General features: G+C 62.0%; 20 protein-coding genes. 10 read left to right on the top strand and 10 right to left on the bottom strand.

Features of this window, described 5'->3' with window-relative positions; all coding sequences use genetic code 11:
• The first annotated feature begins 94 nt into the window (after positions 1–94).
• Genes V5F23_RS04200 through V5F23_RS04190 form a run of 3 tightly spaced genes read left to right on the top strand, consistent with a single transcriptional unit; the run spans position 95 to position 1,960 of the window.
• Positions 95–472: a septal ring lytic transglycosylase RlpA family protein gene (locus V5F23_RS04200; protein WP_042731712.1), complete on the top strand. Its 378-nt coding sequence runs from the start codon at positions 95–97 to the stop codon at positions 470–472.
• Positions 473–521: 49 nt separating this feature from the next.
• Positions 522–1,583 (top strand): calcium/sodium antiporter, encoded by a 1,062-nt coding sequence (locus V5F23_RS04195; protein ID WP_042731713.1) that lies wholly within the window; start codon positions 522–524, stop codon positions 1,581–1,583.
• Positions 1,580–1,960, top strand: a complete 381-nt coding sequence (locus tag V5F23_RS04190) for a carboxymuconolactone decarboxylase family protein (RefSeq protein WP_042731714.1) — start codon at positions 1,580–1,582, stop codon at positions 1,958–1,960. The genes V5F23_RS04195 and V5F23_RS04190 overlap by 4 nt, the downstream gene beginning before the upstream one ends.
• Before the next feature lie 144 nt (positions 1,961–2,104).
• Here V5F23_RS04190 and V5F23_RS04185 read toward each other — a convergent pair whose 3' ends face one another.
• The 5 genes from V5F23_RS04185 to kdgD form a co-directional block, all read right to left on the bottom strand.
• Positions 2,105–3,046, bottom strand: coding sequence for an AEC family transporter (locus tag V5F23_RS04185; protein WP_042731715.1), 942 nt, complete (start codon positions 3,044–3,046; stop codon positions 2,105–2,107).
• 314 nt (positions 3,047–3,360) lie between these two features.
• Positions 3,361–4,914 carry a galactarate dehydratase gene (garD, locus tag V5F23_RS04180; RefSeq protein WP_042731716.1) on the bottom strand — a complete coding sequence of 518 codons (1,554 nt, stop codon included), beginning with the start codon at positions 4,912–4,914 and terminating at the stop codon, positions 3,361–3,363.
• Positions 4,915–4,927: 13 nt separating this feature from the next.
• Positions 4,928–6,292 carry an MFS transporter gene (locus tag V5F23_RS04175; protein ID WP_042731717.1) on the bottom strand — a complete coding sequence of 455 codons (1,365 nt, stop codon included), beginning with the start codon at positions 6,290–6,292 and terminating at the stop codon, positions 4,928–4,930.
• Between the two features lie 84 nt (positions 6,293–6,376).
• Entirely contained in the window at positions 6,377–7,822 is a 1,446-nt protein-coding gene (locus V5F23_RS04170) for an aldehyde dehydrogenase family protein (protein ID WP_042731718.1), read from the bottom strand.
• A gap of 67 nt (positions 7,823–7,889) precedes the next feature.
• A complete protein-coding gene (gene kdgD, locus V5F23_RS04165; protein ID WP_042731719.1) occupies positions 7,890–8,801 on the bottom strand; it encodes a 5-dehydro-4-deoxyglucarate dehydratase in 912 nt (303 codons plus the stop codon).
• Positions 8,802–9,162: 361 nt separating this feature from the next.
• Here kdgD and V5F23_RS04160 point away from each other — a divergent pair, with 361 nt between their 5' ends.
• On the top strand, positions 9,163–9,561 hold the full coding sequence (locus V5F23_RS04160; RefSeq protein ID WP_212803416.1) for a hypothetical protein: 399 nt from the start codon (positions 9,163–9,165) through the stop codon (positions 9,559–9,561).
• Between the two features lie 175 nt (positions 9,562–9,736).
• On the opposite strand, the gene V5F23_RS04155 is transcribed toward V5F23_RS04160, so the two are convergent.
• The 4 genes from V5F23_RS04155 to V5F23_RS04140 form a co-directional block, all read right to left on the bottom strand.
• Positions 9,737–10,483: a FadR/GntR family transcriptional regulator gene (locus V5F23_RS04155; RefSeq protein ID WP_172679703.1), complete on the bottom strand. Its 747-nt coding sequence runs from the start codon at positions 10,481–10,483 to the stop codon at positions 9,737–9,739.
• Between the two features lie 251 nt (positions 10,484–10,734).
• Positions 10,735–12,462 (bottom strand): ABC transporter ATP-binding protein/permease, encoded by a 1,728-nt coding sequence (locus V5F23_RS04150; RefSeq protein WP_042732379.1) that lies wholly within the window; start codon positions 12,460–12,462, stop codon positions 10,735–10,737.
• Between the two features lie 98 nt (positions 12,463–12,560).
• On the bottom strand, positions 12,561–13,121 hold the full coding sequence (locus V5F23_RS04145) for a response regulator transcription factor (protein ID WP_042732380.1): 561 nt from the start codon (positions 13,119–13,121) through the stop codon (positions 12,561–12,563).
• Positions 13,118–14,377: an ATP-binding protein gene (locus tag V5F23_RS04140; protein ID WP_042732381.1), complete on the bottom strand. Its 1,260-nt coding sequence runs from the start codon at positions 14,375–14,377 to the stop codon at positions 13,118–13,120. Before V5F23_RS04140 ends, V5F23_RS04145 begins: the two co-directional genes overlap by 4 nt.
• A gap of 349 nt (positions 14,378–14,726) precedes the next feature.
• On the opposite strand from V5F23_RS04140, the gene V5F23_RS04135 reads away from it, so the two are divergent.
• On the top strand, positions 14,727–15,443 hold the full coding sequence (locus tag V5F23_RS04135; RefSeq protein WP_042732382.1) for an SIMPL domain-containing protein: 717 nt from the start codon (positions 14,727–14,729) through the stop codon (positions 15,441–15,443).
• Positions 15,444–15,651: 208 nt separating this feature from the next.
• Here V5F23_RS04135 and V5F23_RS04130 read toward each other — a convergent pair whose 3' ends face one another.
• Positions 15,652–16,041 (bottom strand): DUF6124 family protein, encoded by a 390-nt coding sequence (locus tag V5F23_RS04130; protein ID WP_047738311.1) that lies wholly within the window; start codon positions 16,039–16,041, stop codon positions 15,652–15,654.
• A 643-nt stretch (positions 16,042–16,684) separates the two neighbouring features.
• Between V5F23_RS04130 and V5F23_RS04125 the strand changes: the two genes are divergently transcribed.
• The 5 genes from V5F23_RS04125 to V5F23_RS04105 all read left to right on the top strand — a co-directional run bounded on the left by V5F23_RS04125 (position 16,685) and on the right by V5F23_RS04105 (position 25,406).
• Entirely contained in the window at positions 16,685–18,286 is a 1,602-nt protein-coding gene (locus V5F23_RS04125; RefSeq protein ID WP_123578236.1) for an ABC transporter substrate-binding protein, read from the top strand.
• Positions 18,287–18,541: 255 nt separating this feature from the next.
• A complete protein-coding gene (locus V5F23_RS04120) occupies positions 18,542–20,167 on the top strand; it encodes an ABC transporter substrate-binding protein (protein ID WP_042732602.1) in 1,626 nt (541 codons plus the stop codon).
• Positions 20,168–20,561: 394 nt separating this feature from the next.
• Complete coding sequence (locus V5F23_RS04115; protein ID WP_053145583.1) at positions 20,562–22,148, top strand: ABC transporter substrate-binding protein; 1,587 nt, start codon at positions 20,562–20,564, stop codon at positions 22,146–22,148.
• 173 nt (positions 22,149–22,321) lie between these two features.
• Positions 22,322–23,737, top strand: a complete 1,416-nt coding sequence (locus V5F23_RS04110) for an OprD family porin (protein WP_047738316.1) — start codon at positions 22,322–22,324, stop codon at positions 23,735–23,737.
• A 73-nt stretch (positions 23,738–23,810) separates the two neighbouring features.
• The gene (locus V5F23_RS04105) at positions 23,811–25,406 is read left to right on the top strand and encodes an ABC transporter substrate-binding protein (RefSeq protein ID WP_042732217.1); all 1,596 of its coding nucleotides are present in this window, start codon (positions 23,811–23,813) and stop codon (positions 25,404–25,406) included.
• The last annotated feature ends 68 nt before the right edge of the window (positions 25,407–25,474 follow it).

Raw genomic sequence — 25,474 nt, 5'->3', positions numbered from 1 at the left:
GTTGCCAGAGTCGGGGGGCTGCTGCGCAGCCCAGCGGGAGCAAGCTCCCTCGCCACAATAAATTTACAACCACACTGATGTGGAAAACCTTTCGATGAAGCGTCTCCTCGGCGCCTGCGCCCTGCTGTCCCTGCTGGCCGGTTGCGCCAGCCAGAGCGGGACAGTTGATCCACACGGCTACGACCAGACTGGCGTCGCTTCTTATTACGGTGCCAGGCACCACGGCAAACGCACCGCCAGCGGCGAGCGTTTCGACCAGCACGGCCTGACCGCCGCCCATCGCCAGTTGCCGTTCGGCACACGGGTGAAAATCACCAACCTGGGCAACAATGACAGCGTCGTGGTCCGCATCAACGACCGTGGCCCGTATACTCGGGGGCGCTTGATCGACGTGTCTCGCGAAGCAGCCGAGCAACTGGGCATGTTACGCACCGGCACCGCGCGGGTACGCGTGCAAGCCCTCGACGACTGATAGACGGAGCCCGGCCATTTCCCTACTCGCCGCTTTATCGCTGCTCAGCCTGATCGAACTGTTCGGCGGCCTGCTGTTGCTGATTGTCGGCGCCGAGTTGCTGGTGCGCGCCGCCGTCGGCGTGGCGGCACGCTTGCAGGTGCGCCCGCTGATCATCGGCCTGACCGTTGTTGCCCTGGGCAGCAGCGCGCCACAGATGGCCGTGAGCCTGCAAGCGACCTTGGCGCAAAACGCCGACATCGCCGTGGGCAGCGTGATCGGCAGCAGCATCTTCAACATCCTCGTCACCCTGGGGCTGTCGGCGCTGATCATGCCGTTGCGCGTCTCGCGCCAACTGGTGCGCCTGGACATCCCGTTGATGATCGGCGCCAGCCTGCTGGTGTTCGTGCTGGCCTTGAACGAAGAACTGACCCGCCTGGACGGGACATTGTTGCTGGCGGCCCTGGCGGTGTACCTCGGCCTACTGCTGCGCCAGTCACGGCACTCCATGCGCCCCCACGCGGCGAGCGTCGACGCGGCGCAGGTGTCCTGGCCCAGGAGCCTGACGATGATCGTGCTCGGCTTGGCGATGCTGATCTACGCCGGGCACCTGCTGCTGGGCGCGGCAGTGACGGTGGCGACGGACCTGGGCTTGTCGGAACGCATCATCGGCCTGACCATCGTCGCCGTCGGCACCTCGCTGCCGGAACTCGCCACCTCGCTGATCGCGGCCCTGCGCGGCCAGCGCGACATTGCGGTGGGCAACGTGATCGGCAGCAACCTGTTCAACCTGCTGGGGGTGCTGGGGGTGACCGCCCTCGTCGCGCCCACGCCGCTTTCGGTTTCGCCGAACGCCCTGGACTTCGACCTGCCGGTGATGCTGGGCGTGGCGGTGCTGTGCCTGCCGGTGTTCTATTCCGGGTACCGGGTCACCCGCGCCGAAGGCCTGCTGCTGCTGGGCCTGTACCTGGTCTATGGGCTGCACGTGGTGTCATTCACCACCGGCATGCCCCTGGCCGGCCGACTGGAACGGCTGATGCTGTTCTATGTGCTGCCCACCTTGCTCGCGTTCTTGCTGTTCACTTTCGTGCGCGCCTGGCGCCGCCAACACCACAAGAGGGATTTGCCATGACCGACACTCCGAAGACCGGCCTCGACATGCGTCGCCAGGTCATGGGCGACGCGTTCGTCGACCGCGCCTTGGGCAACGCCACCGACTTCACCCAGCCGTTGCAGGACTTCGTCAACGAACACGCCTGGGGCAGCGTCTGGCGTCGCGAAGGCCTGCCGCTGAAAACCCGCAGCCTGATCACACTCGCCGCCCTCACCGCCCTCAAGTGCCCACAGGAATTGAAAGGCCACGTGCGCGGCGCGCTGAACAATGGCTGCACGGTGGAAGAGATCCGCGAGGCACTGCTGCATTGCGCGGTGTATGCCGGCGTGCCGGCGGCGATCGATGCGTTTCGGGCAGCGCAGGAAGTGATCGAGGCGTATCAGAAGCCGGAGTAAAGCGCGGGATTTTCCGTGAATGGACCGGCCTCTTCGCGGGCAAGCCCGCTCCCACATTCGACCGCATTCCTTCTGAAGAAGCCCGATCACTGTGGGAGCGGGCTTGCCCGCGAAGAGGCTCCAGAGAACACCAGAAGCCCAAGCCTAGATCCACCCACCCCACTGCAACACAAAAATCCCGATGTTGGTGGTGATCGCCGCCATCAAGGTGGTGATGACGATGATCGCCGCCGCCAGTTCATGGTTGCCATCGGCGGCACGGGCCATGACGAAGCTCGCGGCGGCGGTGGGGCTGCCGAAGTAGAGGAACAGGATCCCCAGCTCCGCGCCGCGAAAGCCCCAGACCCAGGCGCCCAGGGTGGTCAGCAGCGGCAGGCCAACCATCTTCACCAGGCTCGAACTCATGGCCATCTTGCCGCTCTTGCGCAGTGCTGCCAGCGACAGCGTGCCACCGATGCAGATCAGCGCCAGGGGCAAGGTCATCTGCGCCAGGTATTTGCCTGATGTCTCGAGCCAGTTCGGCAGGCCGATCTGCCAATAGGCGAACGGCGCGGCGACGATCACGCTGATGATCAGCGGGTTGCTGAACACGCTTTTGCAGATACTCCACGGGTCCGACTTGATCACCGGGCTGTAGACCGCCAGCACGATGGTCGATAGGGTGTTGTAGAACAGGATCACCAGCGCGGCGAGAATCGCCCCCAGGGAAATCCCGTAGTCGCCATACATGCTTGCTGCCAGCGCCAGGCCGATCACCCCGTTGTTGCCGCGAAACGCGCCCTGGGTGTAGATGCCGCGGTCTTCCCGCGGGCACCGCCAGATCGCCCAACCCCAGGCCATGGCGAAACTCACCAGGGTGGCGACGGAAAAGTAGATCAGCAGATCAGGTTGCAACGCGGCGTGCAGGTCGGCATGGAGGATGCCAAGGAACAACAGCGCCGGCATGGTGACGTTGAACACCAGGGACGAGGCGATGTGGATGAAGTTGTCGTTGATCCAGTCGATGCGCTTGAGCACCACCCCCAGAAACAGCATGGCAAACACCGGCGCGGTGATGTTCAGGGTTTCGAGGAAAATTGCCAGCATGCCGGGGACCTTTCGAGGGGGGTGTCGTTAGGTGGCTAATGATAAGCCACTCGCGGCACTGGCGTCTGGAGATTCCTGTGGGAGCGGGCTTGCTCGCGAAGACGCCGGCACATCCAACATCGATGCAAGCTTAACCACCGCCTTCGCGAGCAAGCTCGCTCCCACACTCGATCGTGGATGGTCACAGCGTTTGTGTCCGCCACCAAAACCCTGTGGGAGCGAGCTTGCTCGCGAAAGCGTTAGTTCAGTCGACACCATGTCGCATGTACTGCCGTCTTCGCGGGCAAGCCCGCCCCTACATGATGAACGCCGGCTCAGGTAATCGGCGCAGGGTTGAACAGGGTGATGTCGTTGAACAGTTTGTGCTGTTCTGCCCAGGTCTTTTTCTTGCCGCTGGCCACGTCCAGGTAGTAGTGGAACAGCTCCCAACCCAGCTCCTCGATCGAGGCACGACCGGTGGCGATGCGCCCGGCGTCGATGTCGATCAGGTCCGGCCAGCGCTGGGCCAGCTCGGTGCGGGTCGAGACCTTCACCACCGGCGCCATTGCCAGGCCGTACGGGGTGCCACGGCCGGTGGTGAACACGTGCAGGTTCATCCCCGCCGCCAGTTGCAGCGTACCGCAGACAAAGTCACTGGCCGGTGTGGCGCAGAAGATCAGGCCTTTTTGCTTGAACCGCTCGCCCGGGCCGAGCACGCCGTTGATCGCGCTGCTGCCGGACTTGACGATCGAGCCCAGGGATTTTTCGACAATGTTCGACAACCCGCCCTTCTTGTTGCCCGGCGTGGTGTTGGCGCTGCGGTCCGCCTCGCCCTTGGCCAGGTAACGGTCGTACCAGTCCATTTCCCGCACCAGTTCCTGGGCGACTTCCCGGGTTTGCGCCCGGGAGGTCAGCAGGTAGATCGCATCGCGCACTTCGGTGACTTCGGAAAACATCACCGTCGCCCCGGCGCGCAGCAACAGGTCCGAGGCATAGCCCAGGGCCGGGTTGGCGGTGATGCCGGAAAACGCATCGCTGCCACCGCACTGCATGCCCAGGATCAACTCCGACGCCGGCACGGTTTCGCGACGGCGCTGGTCGAGCTTCTTCAGGCGGGTTTCGGCCAGGTCCATGATCTGCTCGATCATTTCCGTGAAGCCGTGGCTGGCGTCCTGCAAGCGATACAACCACGGCTCGCTGAGGTCCACCGAGCTGTCGTTGTCGTGCATCACCTGCCCGGCCTGCAATTTCTCGCAGCCCAGGCTGATGACCAACGCCTCGCCCCCCAGGTTCGGGTTGCGCGCCAGGTTACGCACGGTGCGGATCGGGATGTACGCGTCGGTGGCGGTGATTGCCACGCCGCAGCCGTAGCTGTGGGTCAGCGCCACCACGTCGTCGACGTTCGGGTACTTGGGCAGCAACTCGTCCTTGATGCGCTTGACCGCGTGGTCCAGCACCCCGGTCACGCACTGCACCGTGGTGGTGATGCCCAGGATGTTGCGCGTGCCCACGGTACCGTCGGCGTTGCGATAGCCTTCGAAGGTATAGCCCTCGAGCGGTGCATCGGCCGCCGGCACGTCGGTGGACAGCGGCAGGCTGTCCAGCGGCGGCGCGGTGGGCATGCGCAGCTGGTCTTCCTTGACCCAGCTGCCACGGGGGATCGGTTGCAGCGCGTAGCCGATGACCTGGCCGTAGCGAATCACCTCGCCACCCTCAGGGATGTCCTGCAGGGTGACCTTGTGGCTCTGCGGCACGAAGTCCACGGTGACCAGGCCGTCCGGGAATTCGGTCCCGGCCGGTACGCCCTGGTCATTGACGACGATCACGACGTTGTCCCGCTCATGCAGGCGGATGTAACGTGGCGAATCGGCATGTTCAATCAATTGCATTGACGCCGCTCCTTCAGGATTTAGCTTCGGACAGACTGGAGACGTCGGCATCCTTGGCCGTAGGTTCCTTGAGTACGACGCGCTTGATCGGCCCGACGATGACCAGGTAGCTGAACACCGCCACCAGGGCATTGCAACCGACGAATACCAGCGCCCACTTGAACGAACCGGTGGCACTGATGATGTAGCCGATGACGATTGGCGTGGTGATCGAAGCCAGGTTGCCGAAGGTGTTGAACAAGCCACCACTGAGGCCGGCGATCTGTTTCGGCGAGGTGTCGGACACCACGGCCCAGCCCAGTGCGCCCACGCCTTTACCGAAGAATGCCAGGGCCATGAAGCCCACCACCATCCATTCGATCTCGACGTAGTTACAGGCCACGATGCTGCTGGACACCAGCAGGCCGGCGATGATCGGCGCCTTGCGGGCGAAGGTCAGCGAGTGGCCCTTGCGCAGCAGGTAGTCGGAGATCACCCCGCCCAGCACGCCGCCGATGAAACCACAGATTGCCGGCAAGGACGCGATGAAACCGGCCTTGAGGATGGTCATGCCACGTTCCTGCACCAGGTACACCGGGAACCAGGTCAGGAAGAAGTAGGTGATGCCGTTGATGCAGTATTGGCCCAGGTACACGCCGAGCATCATGCGGTTGGTGAGCAGTTGGCGGATGTAGTCCCACTTCGGACCGTCACCCTTGGCTTTCTTGCCCTTGTCCTGGTCCATGTCGACCATCGCGCCGTTGGCGGCGATGTGATTGAACTCGGCTTCGTTGATCATCGGGTGCTGGCGCGGGCTGTAGATCACCTTCAGCCAGATCAGCGAGAACACGATGCCGATGATGCCCATCACGATGAACACGTGCTGCCAGCCGAAGCGGTAGACGATCCAACCCATCAGCGGAGCGAACAACACGGTGGCGAAGTACTGCGCCGAGTTGAAGATCGCCGAGGCGGTGCCGCGTTCTGCGGTGGGGAACCAGGCGGCGACGATGCGGGCGTTGCCCGGGAAGGACGGCGCTTCGGCCAGCCCCACCAGAAAGCGCAGCATGAACAGGGCAACCACGGCCGTGGACATGCCGAATTCACCCACATAGCCTTGCAGCACGGTGAACAACGACCAGGTGAAAATACTCAGGGCGTAGATTTTTTTCGACCCGAACCGGTCGAGCAGCCAGCCGCCGGGAATCTGCCCGGCCACGTAGGCCCAGCCGAAGGCGGAGAAGATGTAACCGAGGGTGACGGCATCGATGCCGAGGTCTTTTTGCAGGCTGGAGCCTGCGATGGCGATGGTGGCACGGTCGGCGTAGTTGATCGTTGTCACCACAAACAGCATGAGCAGGATCAAATAGCGGACGTGTGTCGGCTTGGTCGCTTGCATGAAAAAGTACTCCCACTATTTATTTTTATGCGGGTCAGCAGATTGTACGGCCAGGCTGGATCACCAGCCCGGCCGGTGTTGCAGTTACGATCCGATGTAAGAGGTCTTCACCACTGTGTAGAACTCTTGCGCGTAGCGACCTTGCTCACGCGAACCATAGGACGAACCCTTACGCCCGCCGAACGGCACGTGGTAATCCACGCCGGCGGTCGGCAGGTTGACCATCACCATGCCCGCCTGGGAATGGCGCTTGAAGTGGTTGGCATACTTCAGCGACGTGGTGGCGATACCGGCCGACAGGCCGAACTCGGTGTCGTTGGCCATCGCCAGCGCCGCCTCGTAGTCCGCCACGCGCACGACGTTGGCCACCGGGCCGAAGATCTCTTCGCGGCTAATGCGCATCGACGCCTCGCTGTCGCTGAACAAGGTCGGCGCCAGGAAGTAGCCTTCGGTGTCGCACGTCACCAGGCCGCCACCGCTGACCAGCCGCGCACCTTCGCTCTGGCCGATGTCGATGTACTTCAAGTCCTGGTCGAGTTGAGCTTGGGAAACCACCGGGCCGATGTCGGTGCCGGCCTTCAACGCATGGCCGACCTTGATCGACTGCATGCGCTCGGCCATCGCCGCGACGAACTTGTCGTGGATACCGGCGGTGACGATCAGGCGGCTGGAAGCCGTGCAACGCTGGCCGGTGGAGTAGAACGCGCTCTGCACCGCCAGCTCGACGGCCTGCTTGAGGTCGGCGTCGTCGAGGATGATCTGCGGGTTCTTGCCGCCCATTTCCAACTGCACCTTGGCCTGGCGCGACACGCAGTTGACGGCGATCTGCCGCCCCACGCCCACGGAGCCGGTGAAGCTGATGCCATCGACTTTCGGGCTGTTGACCAGCACTTCACCGACGACGCGGCCGCTGCCCATCACCAGGTTGAACACGCCGGCCGGGAAACCGGCGCGGGAAATGATTTCCGCCAGGGCCCAGGCGCAACCCGGTACCAGTTCGGCGGGCTTGATCACCACGCAGTTGCCGTAGGCCAGGGCCGGGGCGATTTTCCACGCCGGGATGGCGATCGGGAAGTTCCACGGGGTGATCAGGCCGACCACACCCAGGGCTTCGCGGGTCACTTCGACGTTGACGCCCGGGCGCACCGACGGCACGTAGTCGCCGGACAGGCGCAGGCATTCACCGGCGAAGAATTTGAAAATGTTGCCGGCGCGGGTCACTTCGCCGATGGCTTCGGGCAGGGTCTTGCCCTCTTCGCGAGCCAGCAGTTGGCCGAGCTCTTCGCGGCGGGCGAGGATCTCGCTGCCGACTTTGTCCAGCGCATCGTGACGCGCCTGAATGCCCGAGGTCGACCAGGTCGGAAAGGCGGCGCGGGCCGCTTCGATGGCGGCGTTGACTTGCGCTGCGTCAGCCTTGGCGTATTCACCGATGACATCGGACAAATCGGACGGGTTGATGTTGGTGCAATAGTCGGCACCGGCTACCCACTGACCGTTGATGTAGTTATCGAAACGCTTTGCATCAGTCACGGATGCTCTCCTCACAAAAAGCCTTACGCAAAAAGCCGCTGATTGCTCAGCGGCTTTGTCGGGTCTGTTACTGCTTGCCTTGCTTGTCGATCAGCGCGGCCAGGGCTTCGTATTCTTCCGGCAGCAGGTCGGTCAGCGGCGTGCGCACAGGACCGGCGTCATAGCCAACGATCTTCGCGCCGGCCTTGACGATGCTCACGGCATAACCGGCCTTGCGGTTGCGGATGTCCAGGTATGGCAGGAAGAAGTCATCGATGATCTTGCCAACGGTGTCGTGATCGTCGCGGGCAATGGCGTGGTAGAAGTCCATCGCGGTTTTCGGGATGAAGTTGAACACCGCCGAGGAGTAGACCGGCACGCCCAGGGCCTTGTAGGCCGCGGCGTAGACTTCTGCGGTCGGCAGGCCGCCCAGGTAGCTGAAGCGATCGCCGAGGCGACGACGGATCGACACCATCAGTTCGATGTCGCCCAGGCCGTCCTTGTAGCCGATCAGGTTCGGGCAACGCTCGGCCAGTTGTTCCAGCTGGTTGGCGTTCAAGCGGCAGACGTTACGGTTGTAGACCACCACGCCGATCTTCACCGATTTGCACACGGCTTCAACGTGGGCGGCAACGCCGTCCTGGCTGGCTTCGGTCAGGTAGTGCGGCAGCAGCAACAGGCCCTTGGCACCCAGACGCTCGGCTTCTTGAGCGTATTCGATGGCCTGGCGGGTGGCACCGCCGACACCGGCCAGGATTGGCACGCTGGTCGCGCAGGTATCGACGGCGGTCTTGATGACTTGCGAATACTCGCTGGCGGCCAGGGAGAAGAATTCACCGGTGCCACCGGCTGCGAACAAGGCAGAGGCGCCGTACGGGGCCAGCCACTCGAGGCGCTTGATGTAGCTGTCGCGATTGAAATCGCCTTGGGCAGTGAAATCGGTGACCGGGAAAGACAGCAGGCCAGACGAGAGGATGGACTTCAGTTCTTGTGGATTCATTATTCGAACACCCTGGGACGCAATGTATGTATGAGAGAGTTAAGCTTCGGCCAGAAGTTGTAGGTCATCGTACAACTTAAATAACTTGCGTCAACTGCATTTCGTCATCGAAGGGTAAAAAAGGCCTGATGGACCGTTCGTCAGCACTGTCGACTCTGCCAGTAGGCGGCCTTTTGGGAAGCAGGCATAACCGGCAGGTGGCCGTGCCATACCCACGAACGCCCTGACATCTCGAAGGACCCTGCCGAACGGCCATTCGCAACCCGCAGTCCTGGCTCCTTCCTGTAGGTTTCACAATGGCTTTATTGCCGTGAGCCGCCCGTGCGCGATGGTCACGGCCGACCTCACCGGGAGCGACACCATGACGACGACATTCGAGAAACCCACGCTCAAGGATTTTCCAGCCGCCCCGGCCAGTGGGGAGGCGACGGTGAGCCTGTCGAAGGCGGGCAAGGCACTGACCGTGCAGATCCCGGACTCGGATATCTCACCCTACTCGTCCGTACACCTGACCCTGGGTGCGGCCTCCAAGCCGCCGGAATGGACGGGCAATCTCGAACCCATGATGGTCAACAAGACGCCCGAAACGCACCCGGATGACTTCGAGGTGGCGGAACTGCGCAAGGGCGTAACCCTGACGGTGCCCGGCGACACACTGAAGGCATTCAGCGGCCGATTGGTTGAACTGCACTACACGTTTACCTACGAGAGTGGCGGGGCCGATACGTCCAAGCCACTGAACGTGCGATTCAAGGCATAAAACCAACATCCAAATCACCACCGTCCCCTGTGGCGAGGGAGCTCGCTCCCGCTGGACTGCGCAGCAGACCCGCTCGGTGGGGCTGCGCCCCAAGCGGGAGCAAGCTCCCTCGCCACGGGAATTTGGGTTGTCTGGGGGATGGGGATACTTTCGGCCCCGGGGGAGCCCTGCCCTTCTAGCCCTGGGCTTGCGCCTCTTCATGGGCTTGGCGCAGGCGCTCACGGCTGTTGGTCAGGTGCAGGCGCATGGCGGCGCGGGCGGCGTCGGAGTCCTGGCGGGCGATGGCTTCGTAGATTTCCTCGTGCTCGCGGCTCAGGCGGTCCATGTAGTGTTGCTGGTCGTCGTGGGCCAGGCGCGCCGAGTTCAGCCGGGTGCGCGGGATGATGCTGGTGCCCAGGTGGGTCATGATGTCGGTGAAGTAGCGGTTGCCGGTGGACAGGGCGATTTCCAGGTGGAAGGCGAAGTCCGAGGCCACCGCGTCGCTGGCATGAGCCGCGCTTTCCTTCAACGCGTCGAGGGCGGCGCGCATGGTCGCCAGTTGCTCGGCGCTGCGGCGTTGCGCGGCCAGGCCGGCGGATTCCACCTCCAGGCTGATGCGCAATTCCAGGACCGCCAGCACGTCACGCAAGGTGACCACCGTGGCCGGGTCGATACGAAAGCCGCTCGGGCTCGGCGTATCCAGCACGAAGGTGCCGATGCCATGGCGGGTTTCCACCTGGCCGGCGGCCTGCAACCGGGAAATCGCCTCGCGCACCACGGTGCGGCTGACACCATGGGCTTCCATGATCGCCGACTCGGTGGGCAATTTATCGCCACGCTTGAGCAGACCGTCGCGAATCTGCTCGGTCAGCACCGTCACCAGCTCCTGCGCCAGGCTGCGGCGCTTGCGGGGAAGGCGGGGTATGTCGATCGGGTTTTCCATGGGGCTCATGTCTCGGCAAGCGGCTGAATGCGCATCATGATAGCGCAACGTGGTTGTACGATCACCGTGTTCCCTGGCAGCCTCCTCAAAGAATGCCGCCATGCACCGTTGTGGCGAGGGGATTTATCCCCGCTGGGGCGCGAAGCGCCCCCCGTTCCAATTGTCTGACACACCGCGGTGGCAGGCTACAGGTCTGCTGCGCAGCCCAACGGGGATAAATCCCCTCGCCACAACAGTGTTCGGCACTGACATCAAGTGACGACAGTGCGCTCCATCAGTTGGCCATTTTCAATACGCACATGTCGCGGATGGAAACGTTTCAAACTGCTTCGATGCCCGACGCTGACGATGCTCAGCCCTGGTAACTGGTCGATCAACGCCTGGTACAGCGTTGCCTCGTCCTCTTCATCCATCGCCGACGTCGCTTCGTCCATGTACAGCCATTGCGGTGCGTACAGCAATGCACGGGCGAAGGCCAGGCGTTGCTGCTCGCCCGGGGACAGCATGCGTTGCCAGTGATCGCTTTCGTCCAGGCGCGCGATCAGGTGCGGCAAACGGCAGGTTTCCAGCACCTGTGCATAACGTTCGTCGGGGTAGACGTCGCCGGCCTGTGGATAACTCAAGACCTCACGCAGGCTGCCAATGGGCAGGTAAGGCTTTTGCGGCAGGAACAGGTAGCGCGCCGAAGGCAGCAGAATGTTGCCATGCCCGGCCGGCCACAGATGCCCCATCGCGCGGAACAAGGTGGATTTGCCACTGCCCGAACGACCGCTGAGCATCACCCGCTCACCCGGCGCCACCGTCATGTCGGCGTTGCTGAGCAGATGCCGACCGTCAGCCAGGTCCAGTCCCAGGTTGTGCACTTTCAGCACGTTGCCCTGGCTCTGCACATCGATAGCCGGTACGCGTTCCTCGTTGTCGCTCATGGCCTGGCGGAAACTCAGCAGACGATCGCAGGTGGCGCGCCACGCGGCGAGGTCGGCGTAGGCACTGATGAACCAGCTGAAATTCTCCTGCACGCTGCCGAAGGCCGAGTTGATCTGCATGAGCTCGCCCAGCTGGATCTTGCCGGCGAAATAGCGCGGTGCCGCGACGATGAACGGGAAGATGATCGCGATCTGGCCGTAGCCGGAGGTGAAGAAGGTCAAGCGCTTGGACACCCGCATGATGTCCCAGAAGTTGTGCCAGACCAGCCCGAAACGTCCGCTCAAGCGACGATTCTCATTCGGCTCGCCGTTGTACAACGCAATGCTCTCGGCGTTCTCGCGCACCCGCACCATGGAAAAACGCAGGTCGGCTTCGAAGCGTTGCTGGTTGTTGTTCAGGCCGATCAGCCGGCGACCGATCAGGTGCGTCAGCCAACTGCCCACCGCGGCATAGATCAGCGCGGCCCAGAACATATAGCCGGGGATGGTGTAGCCGAACACTTCGATGCTGCCCGACACGCCCCACAGGATGATCGAGAACGACACCAGGCTGACCACGGTACGCAGCAGCCCCAACCCCAGGCCCAGGGTATTGGTGGTGAAGCTGTTGAGGTCTTCGGAAATCCGCTGGTCGGGGTTGTCGGTATAGCCGCCCTGCTCCAGGCGGTAGTAATTCTTGTGGCTGAGCCAGCGGGCGAAATGCTGCTCGGTGAGCCAGGCCCGCCAGCGGATGGTGAGCATCTGCGTGAGGTACAAGCGGTACACCGCCCCGAGGATCGCCACCGCCGCGATGCCGCAGAAGTACAGGATCAATTGCCAGAACGCCGCACTGTTCTTCTCTTGCAGGGCGTTGTAGAAATCCTTGTACCAACTGTTGATCCACACCGAAATCGCCACGCTGAACAGCGACAGCGCGATGACGGCAATCAATAACGTCCAGGCCTTGCCCTTCTCCTCACTGCGCCAGTACGGCGTGGTCATTTGCCAGACACGGCGGAAAAACTGCCCGCGCACCGCGTCATTGACCGCGGAATATTCAGCGTTCTGATTCATGGTTAAGGCTCGATAGAAAAAAGAACAGACTCGGGCCGATCATAGTGCAACGGCCCGATTGACCGCGAGGGTGTGGACACCATCTGTTCAGCGCAGGTTCAGCGACGCACGGGGCGCTTCTGCAATTTGCGCTGCAAGGTCCGCCGGTGCATGCCCAGGGCGCGGGCGGTGGCGGAAATATTGCCTTCGTGCTCGGTCAGCACCCGCTGGATGTGCTCCCATTGCAGGCGATCGACCGACATGGGGTTTTCCGGTACCAGGGTGTCGAGGTCGGCATGTTCGGACAGCAGCGCCGCCAACACATCGTCAGCGTCCGCCGGCTTGCACAGGTAATTGCAGGCGCCGCGCTTGATGGCCTCGACCGCGGTGGCGATGCTCGAATAGCCGGTGAGGATCACCACGCGCATCTCCGGGTCCAGCTCCAGCAACTTGGGTAGCAGCACCAGGCCCGAATCGCCGTCCATCTTCAGGTCGAGGGCGGCGTAGTCCGGCAAGTCGGCCTGGGCGAGGGCCAGGCCTTCTTCGGCGGAACCGGCCGTGCTCACGCGAAAGCCGCGGCGGGACATGGCCCGTGCCATGACGCGGGTGAAGGTGGCGTCGTCATCGACCAGCAACAGGTGCGGCAGCTCTTCGCCGTCGACTTGGATCTCGTCACTCATGTTTCGTCTCCTCGGTCGGCATGGGGCAGGCGCAGCTCGGTGAGCGTGCCGCCGCTCTCATGGGGGTAGAGTTTCACCGAGCCGCCGGCGCGTGTCACGCTGGCTTTGCTCAAAAACAGGCCCAGGCCCAGGCCTTTGCCCTTGGTGGTGTAGAACGGTTTGCCGATCTGCTCGGCGATGGCCAGCGGCACGCCCGCGCCGTGGTCTCGAATGCTGATGGTCAAATCGAAGGCATTCCAGTCCAGGGTCACTTCCATGCCTTCGGGGCAGGCATCGGCGGCGTTGTTCAACAGGTTCAGCAGTGCCTGGGTCAGATCCGGCGGTGGCGCCATGCGCGGCACTGGCCCCTGGCCCAGACGTTGGAAGCGATAACTGGCTTCGGGGCGCATCAGGTGCCAGCGGTTCAAGGCTTCGTCGAGCCAATCGGTGACATCCTGCATGTCGATGGCCAACCGACGATTGGCCTCAGCGGCCCGCACCAGGTATTGCAGGGTTTCCTTGCAGAGCTTGACCTGGTCCTGCAGGACGCTGAGGTCGTCCTGCAGTGCGGGATCAGGGTGATCCTGCTGCATTTCCTTGAGCAGCACGCTCATGGTCGCCAACGGCGTGCCCAACTCGTGGGCGGCACCAGCGGCCTGAGTCGCCACGGCCAGCAACTGCTCGTCCCGCAGGCCCTCTTCACGACGAATGGCCCGCAGTTCTTCCTGGCGCCGCAACTCCTCGGCCATGCGCGCGGCAAAAAACGTGATGACCGCCGCGGCCAGGGCAAAGCTCAGCCACATGCCATAGATCTGCAGGTTTTCCCGGGCGATGGGGAAGGTTTCCAGGGGATAGAAGCGCACCAGCAGCAAGGTGTACAACGCCAGGGCGATGCCGGAAAGAATCAGCGAAAATCGCCATGGCAGCGTCACGGCGGCGATGGTCAACGGCACCAGGTAATAAGACACGAAAGGGTTGGTGGAGCCGCCGGAGAAGTACAACAGCGCGCTGTGGATGAACAGGTCGCCGGCCAGTTGCACGGCGTATTCCAGCTCGGTCACCGGCCACGAGGCACGCAAGCGAACCGCCGTCAGCGCACACAGCACCGAGGAGCAGACCAGCGTGATCGCCAGTTGCAGCCAGGGCAACGGCAGCAGGTCGAACCAGTAGGCGAGCCCCACCGAACCGGCCTGGGCAGCCAGGACCAGAATACGGATGAACGTCAGGCGCCAGAGATTCTGGCGAGAGGCAGAAGTCAGTTGCAAAGGGGCGAGCATGAGCTCTCCTGATGAGTGCTCCAGGTGAATCGCACGGAGTATAACCAACGCACGGGTTGCGCAGACAAGTGTGCGGCAAAGCGCCACAGCCTCTGAGTGCTACGCATCCCCGCTGGGCTGCGAAGCAGACCTAAAACAGGCCCCTGCGCTATGTCAGATGGACCGAGTTGCTGGTCTTGGGGTTGCTGCGCAACCCAACGGGGATAAATCCCCTCGCCACAAGGGTGCTTCATTGGCCTCATGCATCTGTATAGAAGTTGTAACTGTGCGAACCGGATCGCAGCAGCTAGAGTCTTATCGTTCACGCAGGCCCGGACCTCATCCCTGCGCATCATCCCAAGGAGCTTTCATGCACACGTTCAGTCGCCACGTCGCCCTGCTCGCCCTCAGCCTCGGCACGGTCGCCAGCCTGCCGGCCCTGGCCGCCGATGAGCTGCACTACAACCAGATCTCGCTGCGCGCCGAAGCCAGCCAGGAAGTGGCCCGCGACCTGATGATCGTCACCCTCTACACCGAGGAACAGAACACCGACCCGGCCAAGCTCGCCGCCGCCGTCAGCACCACGCTGAACAAAGCCATCGGCCAGGCCAAACAGGTCAAGGACATCACCCTGCGCCAGGGCAGCCGCAACAGCTACCCGATCTACGACAACAAGGGCGGGAAGATCACCGGCTGGCGTGAGCGCGCCGAACTGCGCCTGGAAAGCGCCGACTTCGCCGCCCTGTCCAAACTCACCGGCGAGTTGCTCACCGACATGAAGATGGGCGGCATGGACTTCGCCATCTCCACCGCCACCCGCCAAAGCAGCGAAGACGCCCTGCTCAAGGACGCCGTCAACGCCTTCAAGGCCCGCGCCCAACTGGCCACCGAGGCCCTGGGCGGCAAGGGCTACAAAATCGTCAGCCTGAACCTCAACAGCAACGGTTATCCACAACCCTACCTGCGCGCGCCGATGATGATGAAAGGCGCCTCCATGGACGCGGAATCCGTGACGCCTGAGGTGGAAGCGGGCACCAGCCAGGTGAGCATGACGGCGGATGGGGCGATTGAGGTTTTGATGCAGTGATGCAGGACTGACAGAGATATCCAGCCCAGTGACACACTTTGTGGCGAGGGGATTTATCCCCGCTGGGCTGTGTAGCAGACCCAAAGGCAGCGACCTCAATTAATCTGACACACCGAGGTATCAGGTTGGGGGCTGCTGCGCAGCCCAGCGGGGATAAATCCCCTCGCCACAGGATAGTGCCCGCACTTTATCAGGTGACACTTCCTTGCTACGCCTCGACCGGCCGGGCCGGCGCCTCAAGCTGGTCCAGCGCCTTGTCCACCAGCAACTGGCACAACTCCACCAACTGCTGAATCCCCAACGCCACACTGCGCCGCGTGCCGTCCACTTCGAAGGCCAGGTCCTCGGCCATGGCCTTGACCGAGGCCAACGTTTCGCTGGTGCTGGCCAGCAGCGTATCGGTGTCGGCCTTGGCGGTGACCGAGAACAGGCTGTCGATGCGCGAGTCGGAGGGGGCGTCCCCTGAGGGTTCTGGATTGAGGTAATGGTTCAGTGCACGCTCGGCGGCGGCGCGGTCTTTGAGGAGGTCTTCGAGGGCGTCGAAGCCGCAAAGGGGTGTGGTTTTATTGAGGGGTGGGTCGGGAACTGACTTATCCATGTGCTCGTACCTATTTAGTGATGAGGGCCATCACTCGCCGTTTCTCACTCGGCAAAGTGGTGGCAGCTATGTGCAGGGTGAGAAATCCGAGAATAGGTACTCGGCCAGACCGAGGTCTGCCCGCACACAGCCGCCATAACGCATCTACCGGCAGCGGATAAGCTGGCGGCAATTATATGCAGGTCTGAACGCTGTATGCCTATTAGTCGGGTTTCTCACGCCCGGTCGCTGATTAGGCAGCGACAAGCAAAAGGTTAGAGACCCCACTTCCGACGGACAACCTTAAAAACTCGTGGGACGTTTCGTTGTAGGACAGGCGATCCGTCCGACATCCCAGAGTGATCCCTACTCGCCCAGACACACCTCAACCCGTGGCGAGGGAGCTTGCTCCCGCTAGGCTGCGAAGCAGACCCGAACCGGACACTTCGCGGAGAAGGCCTTTAGGATCCGGCCCGCTAAAAAATCCCCATGCACTCAATCAGACCGCCATCGCGAGCAAGCTCGCTCCCACAATAGAAGCGGAGCACCGCCCAAATCCCGGGCCTATACCCAAACCCACCAGTCCCCCACACTTTTGGCTATTTCCCCCACCCCGCCCCAACCGCTACCCTTCGGAAAATCGTCATCACCGCCAAGGGATTTCATGGACCGGACTACCTTCAAACCACTTCTACTCACCCTCGCCCTGATCAGCGGCGCGCCCATGGCCCAGGCCGCCACCACCCTGGTCTACTGCTCCGAAGCCAGTCCCGCCGGGTTCGATCCCAGCCAATACACCAGCGGCACCGACTTCGATGCCTCGGCCGAAACCGTCTTCAACCGCCTCACCCAATTCAAGCGCGGCGGCACCGAAGTCGAGCCAGGGCTGGCGACAAGCTGGGACGTCTCCACCGACGGCCTGGCCTACACCTTTCACCTGCGTAACGGCGTGAAATTCCACACCACCGACTATTTCACCCCCACCCGCGACTTCAACGCCGACGACGTGCTGTTCACCTTCCAACGCCTGCTCGACCCCCAGCACCCGTTCCGCCAGGCCTACCCCACCGAGTCGCCGTACTTCACCGACATGGGCCTGAACACCACGATCAAAAGCGTCGAGAAAGTCGACGAACACACCGTGCGCTTCAACCTGAACAACGTCGATGCCGCCTTCGTACAGAACCTGGCGATGAGCTTCGCCTCCGTGCAGTCCGCCGAATACGCCGCGCAGTTGCTCAAGGAAGGCAAGGCCGGCGACCTCAACCAGAAGCCCGTCGGCACCGGCCCGTTCGTGTTCAAGCGCTACCAGAAGGATTCGCAGATCCGCTACGCCGCCAATACAGCGTACTGGAAGCCCGAGGACGTGAAGCTCGACAACCTGATCTTCTCGATCACCCCCGACGCCGCCGTGCGCCTGCAGAAGCTCAAGAAGAACGAGTGCCAGGTCAGCGGCTATCCACGCCCGGCCGACATCGAGGTGATGGAGCAGGACCCGAACCTGCAGGTGCTCAAGCAACCGGGTTTCAACCTCGGTTTCCTGGCCTACAACGTGACCCACCCGCCCCTGGACCAGCTCAAGGTCCGCCAGGCCCTGGACATGGCCATCGACAAGCCGGCGATCATCAAGGCCGTGTACCAGAGCGCCGGCCAACTGGCGCAGAACGCCCTGCCGCCGGCGCAATGGTCGTTCGACCCGAGCATCCAGGATGCGCCCCACGACGTGACTAAAGCCCGGGCGCTCCTTAAGGAAGCCGGGGTTGCGCCGGGTACTACCATCAATTTGTGGGCGATGACGGTGCAGCGCGCGTCCAACCCCAATGCACGGATGTCGGCACAGATGATCCAGCAGGATTGGGCCAAGATCGGGATCAAGGCGAACATCGTCAGCTACGAATGGGGCGAGTACATCAAGCGTGCAAAAAATGGCGAACATGACGCAATGATCTACGGCTGGACCGGCGACAACGGCGACCCGGACAACTGGCTGGGCGTGCTCTACAGCTGCGCGGCGGTCAAGGGCAGCAACTACGCCAAGTGGTGCGACCCCACTTATGACCGGTTGATCCAGCAGGCCAAGGTCTCCACCGACCGCCAGCAACGCATCGACCTGTACCGCCAGGCGCAGAAGATCCTCAAGCAACAGGTGCCGATCACACCCATCGCCAACTCCACGGTCTTCCAGCCAATAAACAGGAAAGTGGTGGATTTCAAACTCAGTCCATTTGGGCTTACACCCTTCTACGGCGTGGGTTTGACGAAGTGATACCCGCCCCAAACCGGTGCGAAACGGCGTCGCGACGCACCGGCGAGGGGCGCGTTTGACGCCAAAAAAACGCCCGCAAACGGTCAACTGCGTCAGAAGTTACACGAATGCGACATTAAGGTACGTTCGTGCCACTGTTTCAGACTTGCGACCGCTCTGGATCTTGCATTGGGTATGGGGCCTGCATAAGTATCCGCAGGACGACTCACGAGGTCGCCCTCTAATCCAAAAATGACAACAAATCATGAGGCCAACATGCTTAAACACGCGGTCATTCCGTTTTTAGTCGGCGCAAGCCTATTAGCCAGCGCACCCTTCGCCCAAGCCGCGACTAACCTGGTGTTCTGCTCCGAAGGGAGCCCAGCCGGTTTTGACCCTGGTCAGTACACCACCGGAACCGACTTCGACGCCTCTGCTGAAACCATGTTCAACCGCCTGACCCAGTTCGAGCGCGGCGGCACCGCCGTGATTCCTGGCCTGGCGACCAAGTGGGATATTTCCGAAGACGGCCTGACCTACACCTTCCACCTGCGTGAAGGCGTCAAGTTCCATACCACCCCGTACTTCAAGCCGACTCGCGAATTCAACGCCGACGACGTGTTGTTCACCTTCAACCGGATGATCAACAAGGACGACCCGTTCCGTAAGGCGTACCCGACCGAATTCCCGTACTTCACCGACATGGGGATGGACACCAACATCACCCAGATCGATAAAGTCGACGACCACACCGTCAAGTTCACCCTCAAGGATGTCGACGCCGCGTTCATCCAGAACATGGCCATGAGCTTCGCCTCGATCCAGTCCGCCGAGTACGCCGCGCAGCTGCTCAAGGAAGGCAAGGCCAGCGACATCAACCAGAAACCGGTCGGCACTGGTCCGTTCGTGTTCAAGAGCTACCAGAAAGACTCCAACATCCGCTACACCGGCAACAAGGACTACTGGAAGCCTGAAGATGTGAAGATCGACAACCTGATCTTCGCCATCACCACCGACCCATCGGTGCGTATCCAGAAGCTGAAGAAGAACGAGTGCCAGGTCACCCTCTTCCCACGCCCTGCCGACCTCAAGGCCCTGAAAGACGACAAGGCCCTGAAGATGCCCGACCAGGCCGGCTTCAACCTTGGCTACATCGCCTATAACGTGATGGACAAGATCAAGGGCAGCAACGAGCCGAACGTGCTCGCTGACCTGAAGGTCCGCCAGGCACTGGACATGGCGGTCAACAAGCCACAGATCATCGACTCGGTCTACCAGGGCGCCGGCCAGCTGGCGGTCAACGCCATGCCACCGACCCAGTGGTCCTACGACACCACTATCAAGGACGCCAAGTACGACCCTGAGAAAGCCAAGGCGCTGCTCAAGGAAGCCGGCGTCAAGGAAGGCACCAACATCACCCTGTGGGCGATGCCGGTCCAGCGTCCGTACAACCCGAACGCCAAGCTGATGGCCGAGATGCTGCAGTCCGACTGGAAGAAGATCGGCCTGAACGTCAACATCGTCAGCTACGAATGGGGCGAGTACATCAAGCGTTCCAAGGGCGGCGAGAACCAGGCGATGATCATCGGCTGGAGCGGTGACAACGGTGACCCGGACAACTGGCTCAACGTGCTGTTCGGCTGCGACTCGCTGGCCGGCAACAACTTCTCCAAATGGTGCGACAAGAAATTCGACGGTCTGGTCAAGGAAGCCAAGCGCACCACCGACCAGGCCAAGCGCACCGAACTGTACAAACAGGCACAACACGTCCTCAAGGATGCCGTGCCGATGACACCTATCGCTCACTCGACGGTGTATCAACCCATGCGCGCCAACGTGCAGGACTTCAAGATCAGCCCCTTTGGCTTGAATTCCTTCTACGGCGTCAGCGTCAGCAAATAAAGCGATCTGTGGCGAGGGAGCTTGCTCCCGCTGGGCCGGCCCGACGCTTCGGGCGTAACGGCCCCTTTTTAAAAGCGCAATGGCGGTGCACCCGCAACGTCATTGCGAGCGGAGCCAGCGCCCACGCCACACCGCTTTATGCCGAGACCCGGGAAATCGCCTACATCCAAAAGCACTGCGTACCACAGCAGATGGTTCAGGACGTGTCGCCTTTTCCCACAAGTCTTTCAGGCATTACGCATTTACCAGCACGTCCACGACTCCTACCGTCGGGGCTGGTCGGCTTGCGGATCCTGCGGCATTGCATCGCAATGGAATGAGCTCAGTGCTCCGGCTACGTCCCTGGAAGGACACCGGTCCACTGATAAACACCCCGAACGAGAGAGGGAGCGTCATGCGCCATACCTTGGTTTTATCCGCATTGCTGGCCGCGACATCCGCGGCGCAGGCCGCCGAAGGCAGCCTGGTGTTCTGTTCCGAAGGCAGCCCTGCCGGTTTCGACACCGCCCAGTACACCACCGCCACCGATAACGATGCCGCCGAACCGTTGTACAACCGCCTGGCCGAGTTTGAAAAAGGCGCGACCAACGTCGTACCGGGCCTTGCGACCCGATGGGATATTTCCGAAGACGGCCTGACGTACACCTTCCACCTGCGCGAAGGCGTGAAGTTCCATACCACCGACTACTTCACCCCGACCCGGGACTTCAACGCCGACGACGTGTTGTTCACCTTCAACCGCATGCTCGACCCGCAGCACCCGTTCCGCAAGGCCTACCCCACCGAGTTCCCGTACTTCAACGGCATGAGCCTGAACAAGAACATCGCCAAGGTCGAGAAAACCGGGCCGTTGACCGTGGTCATGACGCTCAACAGCGTGGACGCCGCGTTCATCCAGAACATCGCCATGAGTTTTGCCGCGATCCTGTCGGCCGAGTACGCCGACCAGTTGCTCAAGAGCGGCAAGCCGAGCGACATCAATCAGAAACCGATCGGCACCGGGCCGTTCGAGTTCAAGAGCTACCAGAAAGATTCCAACATCCGCTACGTCGCCAACACGCAATACTGGGCGCCGGAGCGGGTCAAGTTGAAGAACCTGATCTTCTCCATCAACACCGACCCTTCGGTGCGGGTGCAGAAGCTCAAGGCCAACGAGTGCCAGGTCACCCTGCATCCGCGCCCGGCCGATGTACCGGCGCTGAAGAACGACCCCAAGCTGCAACTGATCGAGAAGCCCGGCTTCAACCTCGGCTATATCGCCTACAACACCCGCCACAAACCGTTCGACCAGGTCGAAGTGCGGCGGGCACTGGATATGGCGGTGAACAAGCAAGGCATCCTCAATGCCGTGTACCAGGGTGCGGGGCAACTGGCGGTCAACGCCATGCCGCCGACCCAATGGTCCTACGACGACACCATCAAGGACGCCGCCTACGACCCGGAAAAAGCCAAGGAGTTGCTCAAGGCCGCCGGGGTCAAGGAAGGCACCGAGATCACCCTCTGGGCCATGCCCGTGCAACGCCCCTACAACCCCAACGCCAAGCTGATGGCCGAGATGCTCCAGGCCGACTGGGCGAAGATCGGCCTGAAGGTGAAGATCGTCAGCTACGAATGGGGCGAGTACATCAAGCGCACCAAGAACGGCGAGCACGACGTCAGCCTGATCGGCTGGACCGGCGACAACGGTGACCCGGACAACTGGCTGGGCACGCTGTACAGCTGCGACGCCATTGGCGGCAACAACTACTCCATGTGGTGTGACCAGGATTACGACAAGTTGATCAAGCAGGCCAAGGTCGTCACCGACCGTGACCAGCGCACCGTGCTCTACAAACAGGCCCAGCAGTTGCTCAAGCAGCAAGTGCCGATCACCCCTGTTGCCCACTCGACGGTCAACCAGCCGCTGAGTGCCAAAGTCGAAGGGTTCAAGGTCAGCCCCTTCGGTCGCAACGTGTTCTCGGGCGTCAGCCTGAACCCATAACCGATTAGCCATGCCACGAGGGCCCCCATGGGGGCTCTCGCGCAGGCGTCTTGCCTGAATTCGTCGATTTGGCGTCATGCAAACGTTTGCTAGGCATGAATGAGCTGTAAACCCAAGCCGTATCACCAAAAAAGACCGGCATAAATAAAGAAAGAAAAAAAGGAGCTTCACCCATGAAATTGAGCAGCACCGCGTTACTGGCCCTGGCCATCAGCAGCGTGACCGCGACGGCGTATGCCGAGTCGCAAAGCCAGGCGGTCACCCCGGTGACCCTCAAGACCAGCAGTGAACAAAGCGAAGCCAAGGGGTTCATCGATGGGCAATCAGTGACCGGGTCGACCCGTAACTGGTACGCCAACGAGCAATTCAAGCGGGGCGCGAAACTCACCTATCGCAAGAACGGCGAAGCCCGTGAAACCGACCGCCGTATCAACTGGTTGCAAGGCACCATCATCAAGTACAACTCGGGCTTCACCGAAGGCACCGTCGGTTTCAGCACCGAACTGGCCGCCTACAACGCCATCGCCCTGGACCAGGATCGCAAGGACCTGGCCTCCAACAATGGCGGCGCACCGACCACCCGTCCGGGCGCTGGCAACAACCGTACCCTGACCCGCGAAGGCGGCGACGCCGTCGGCCAGTGGAGCAAACTGGGCCTGGCCAACGTCAAGGCCCGCGTGTCGAACACCACCCTGACCGCCGGCCGCCAGAACTTCAGCAGCCCGATGGTCGACGTGATCGGCAACCGTGCCCTGCCCTCCAGCTTCCAGGGCGTGAGCCTGCACAGCGAGGAGTTCGAGAACCTCGGCTTCGACATCGCCACCTTCGACCGCAACTCGCCACGTACCGAAGAGAGCCTGCGCAAGTTCCGCTCCGAATACGGCGACAGCAGCGTTGAAACCGATCACGTCAACACCGCCGGTATCACCTACCAGCCTCTGGCCAGCCTGAAGACCAGCCTCTGGGCGACCCAGGCCGAAGACATGTGGAACCAGTACTACTTCGGCGCCACCCATGAACTGGGCGACAGCTCGGTGCTGAGCCTGACCACCGGCCTGAACTACTACAAGACCGTGGACTCGGGCAAAAGCAAACTGGGCGATATCGACAACGACACCTACTCCCTGTCGTTCGGCCTGACCCACCAGGCCCACAGCCTGACGTTCTCGTACCAGGAAGTGAACGGCAACGAGTACTTCGACTACCTGCATGAAACCAACGGCATCTACCTGGCCAACTCCCTGCTGTCGGACTTCAACGGCCCGAACGAGAAGTCCTTCCAGATCGCCTATGGCCTGAACATGGCTGAATACGGCGTGCCAGGCCTGAAGTTCAACATCTACCAGGCCCGCGGCTGGGGCATCGACGGCACCCACTACAACAGCACCGGCTACAGCGATGTGAAAGCGATGGACGGCGAGCACCACTACGAATACGGCGTCGGTGCTTCCTACGCCGTACAGAGTGGCCCGCTCAAGGCCACCGCGATCCGGGCGACCTACACTGCACACCGGGCCAGCGAAAACCAGGCCGACGGCAGCCTCAACGAGTTCCGCCTGGTGACCACCATCCCGTTCAACATTCTCTAACGCTCCACCGGGCGGTCGACTCACGAGGTCGGCCGCCCGGCTTTTGCCATTAACCGATTGCAGAGGATTGACGATGAACATGATTCCCCTACGTGCAGCCATCGCCGCTGCGCTGCTGAGCGTCGCCGTTGGCGCCACGGCCAAGCCCCTGGTGGTGTGCACAGAAGCCAGCCCGGAAGGCTTCGACATGGTCCAGTACACGACTGCAGTCACTGCCGATGCCGTGGCAGAAACCATTTTCAACCGCCTGGCCGACTTCAAGCCCGGCACCACCGAAGTGATTCCGGCCCTGGCCGAATCCTGGGACATCAGTGACGATGGCCTGACGTACACGTTCCATCTGCGCAAAGGCGTCAAGTTCCACACCACCGAATACTTCAAGCCGACCCGCGACATGAACGCCGACGACGTGGTCTGGAGCTTCCAGCGCCAGCTGGACCCGAATCACCCATGGCACAAACTGTCGAGCGTGGGCTTCCCCTACTTTGAAAGCATGGGCTTCAAAGAGCTGCTCAAAAGCGTCGAGAAAGTCGACGAACACACGGTCAAGTTCACCCTGACCCGCCGCGAAGCGCCGTTCCTGGCCGACATCGCCATGGCCTTCTCCTCGATCTACCCGGCCGAATACGCCGACCAGTTGCTCAAGGCCGGCAAGGCCGGCGACCTCAACAGCAAGCCGATTGGCACCGGGCCGTTCGTCTTCCAGCGCTACAACAAGGACGCCCAGGTGCGCTTCAAGGCCAACCCGGACTACTTCCGCGGCAAGCCGCCGGCCGATGCCCTGGTGCTGGCCATCGCCACCGACAACAACGTGCGCATGCAAAAGCTCAAGACCAATGAGTGCCAGGTCGCGCTGTACCCCAAACCCGATGACATCCCGAACATCAAGAAAGACCCGAACCTGAAGGTCACCGAGCTGGACGCGATGACCGTGTCCTACGTCGCCATGAACACCAGCCACAAGTACATGAGCGACGTGCGGGTGCGCCAGGCCATCGACCTGGCCTTCGACAAGGAAGCCTACGTCAATGCGCTGTTCGGCAAGGGCAACGCCACCGTGGCGGTCAACCCGTACCCGCCGACGCTGCTGGGCTTCAACCACGACCTGAAGAACCCGCCACGGGACCTGGACAAGGCCCGCCAGTTGCTCAAGGACGCCGGCGTACCGGAAGGCACCGTGTTCACCCTGTTCACCCGCAACGGTGGCGGCCCGACCAACCCCAACCCGATGCTCGGCGCGCAGATGATGCAGGCGGACCTGGCGAAGGTCGGGATCAAGGTCGACATTCGCGTGATGGAATGGGGCGAAATGCTCAAGCGCGCCAAAAATGGCGAGCACGACATGGTGTCCGCCGGATGGGCGGGCGACAACGGCGACCCGGATAACTTCCTGACGCCTATGCTCAGTTGCGAGGCGGCCAAGAACGGCGAAAACTATGCACGCTGGTGCAACGAGAAATTCCAGGCACTGATCGATCAGGCCCGCGCCTCGGTGAACCCTGAGGAGCGCATCAAGCTCTATGAACAGGCCCAGGTGATTTTCAACCAGGACCTGCCATGGATCAGCATGGCCCACACCCGGATGTTCACGGCAATGCGCAACAACGTAGAGGGCTATGTGATTAGCCCGCTCACCACCAACAACTTCGCCACCACCCAGGTGAAGTAGATAAGAAAACGCCCGGCATCGCTTACCAAGCGGCGCCGGGCACGCCTAACCGGCTGATGAGGTACACC

The sequence above is a fragment of the Pseudomonas sp. WP18 genome (genome assembly GCF_036689585.1).
Lineage (GTDB): Bacteria > Pseudomonadota > Gammaproteobacteria > Pseudomonadales > Pseudomonadaceae > Aquipseudomonas > Aquipseudomonas chlororaphis_E.
This window is presented reverse-complemented; position numbering and strand designations above follow the sequence as displayed.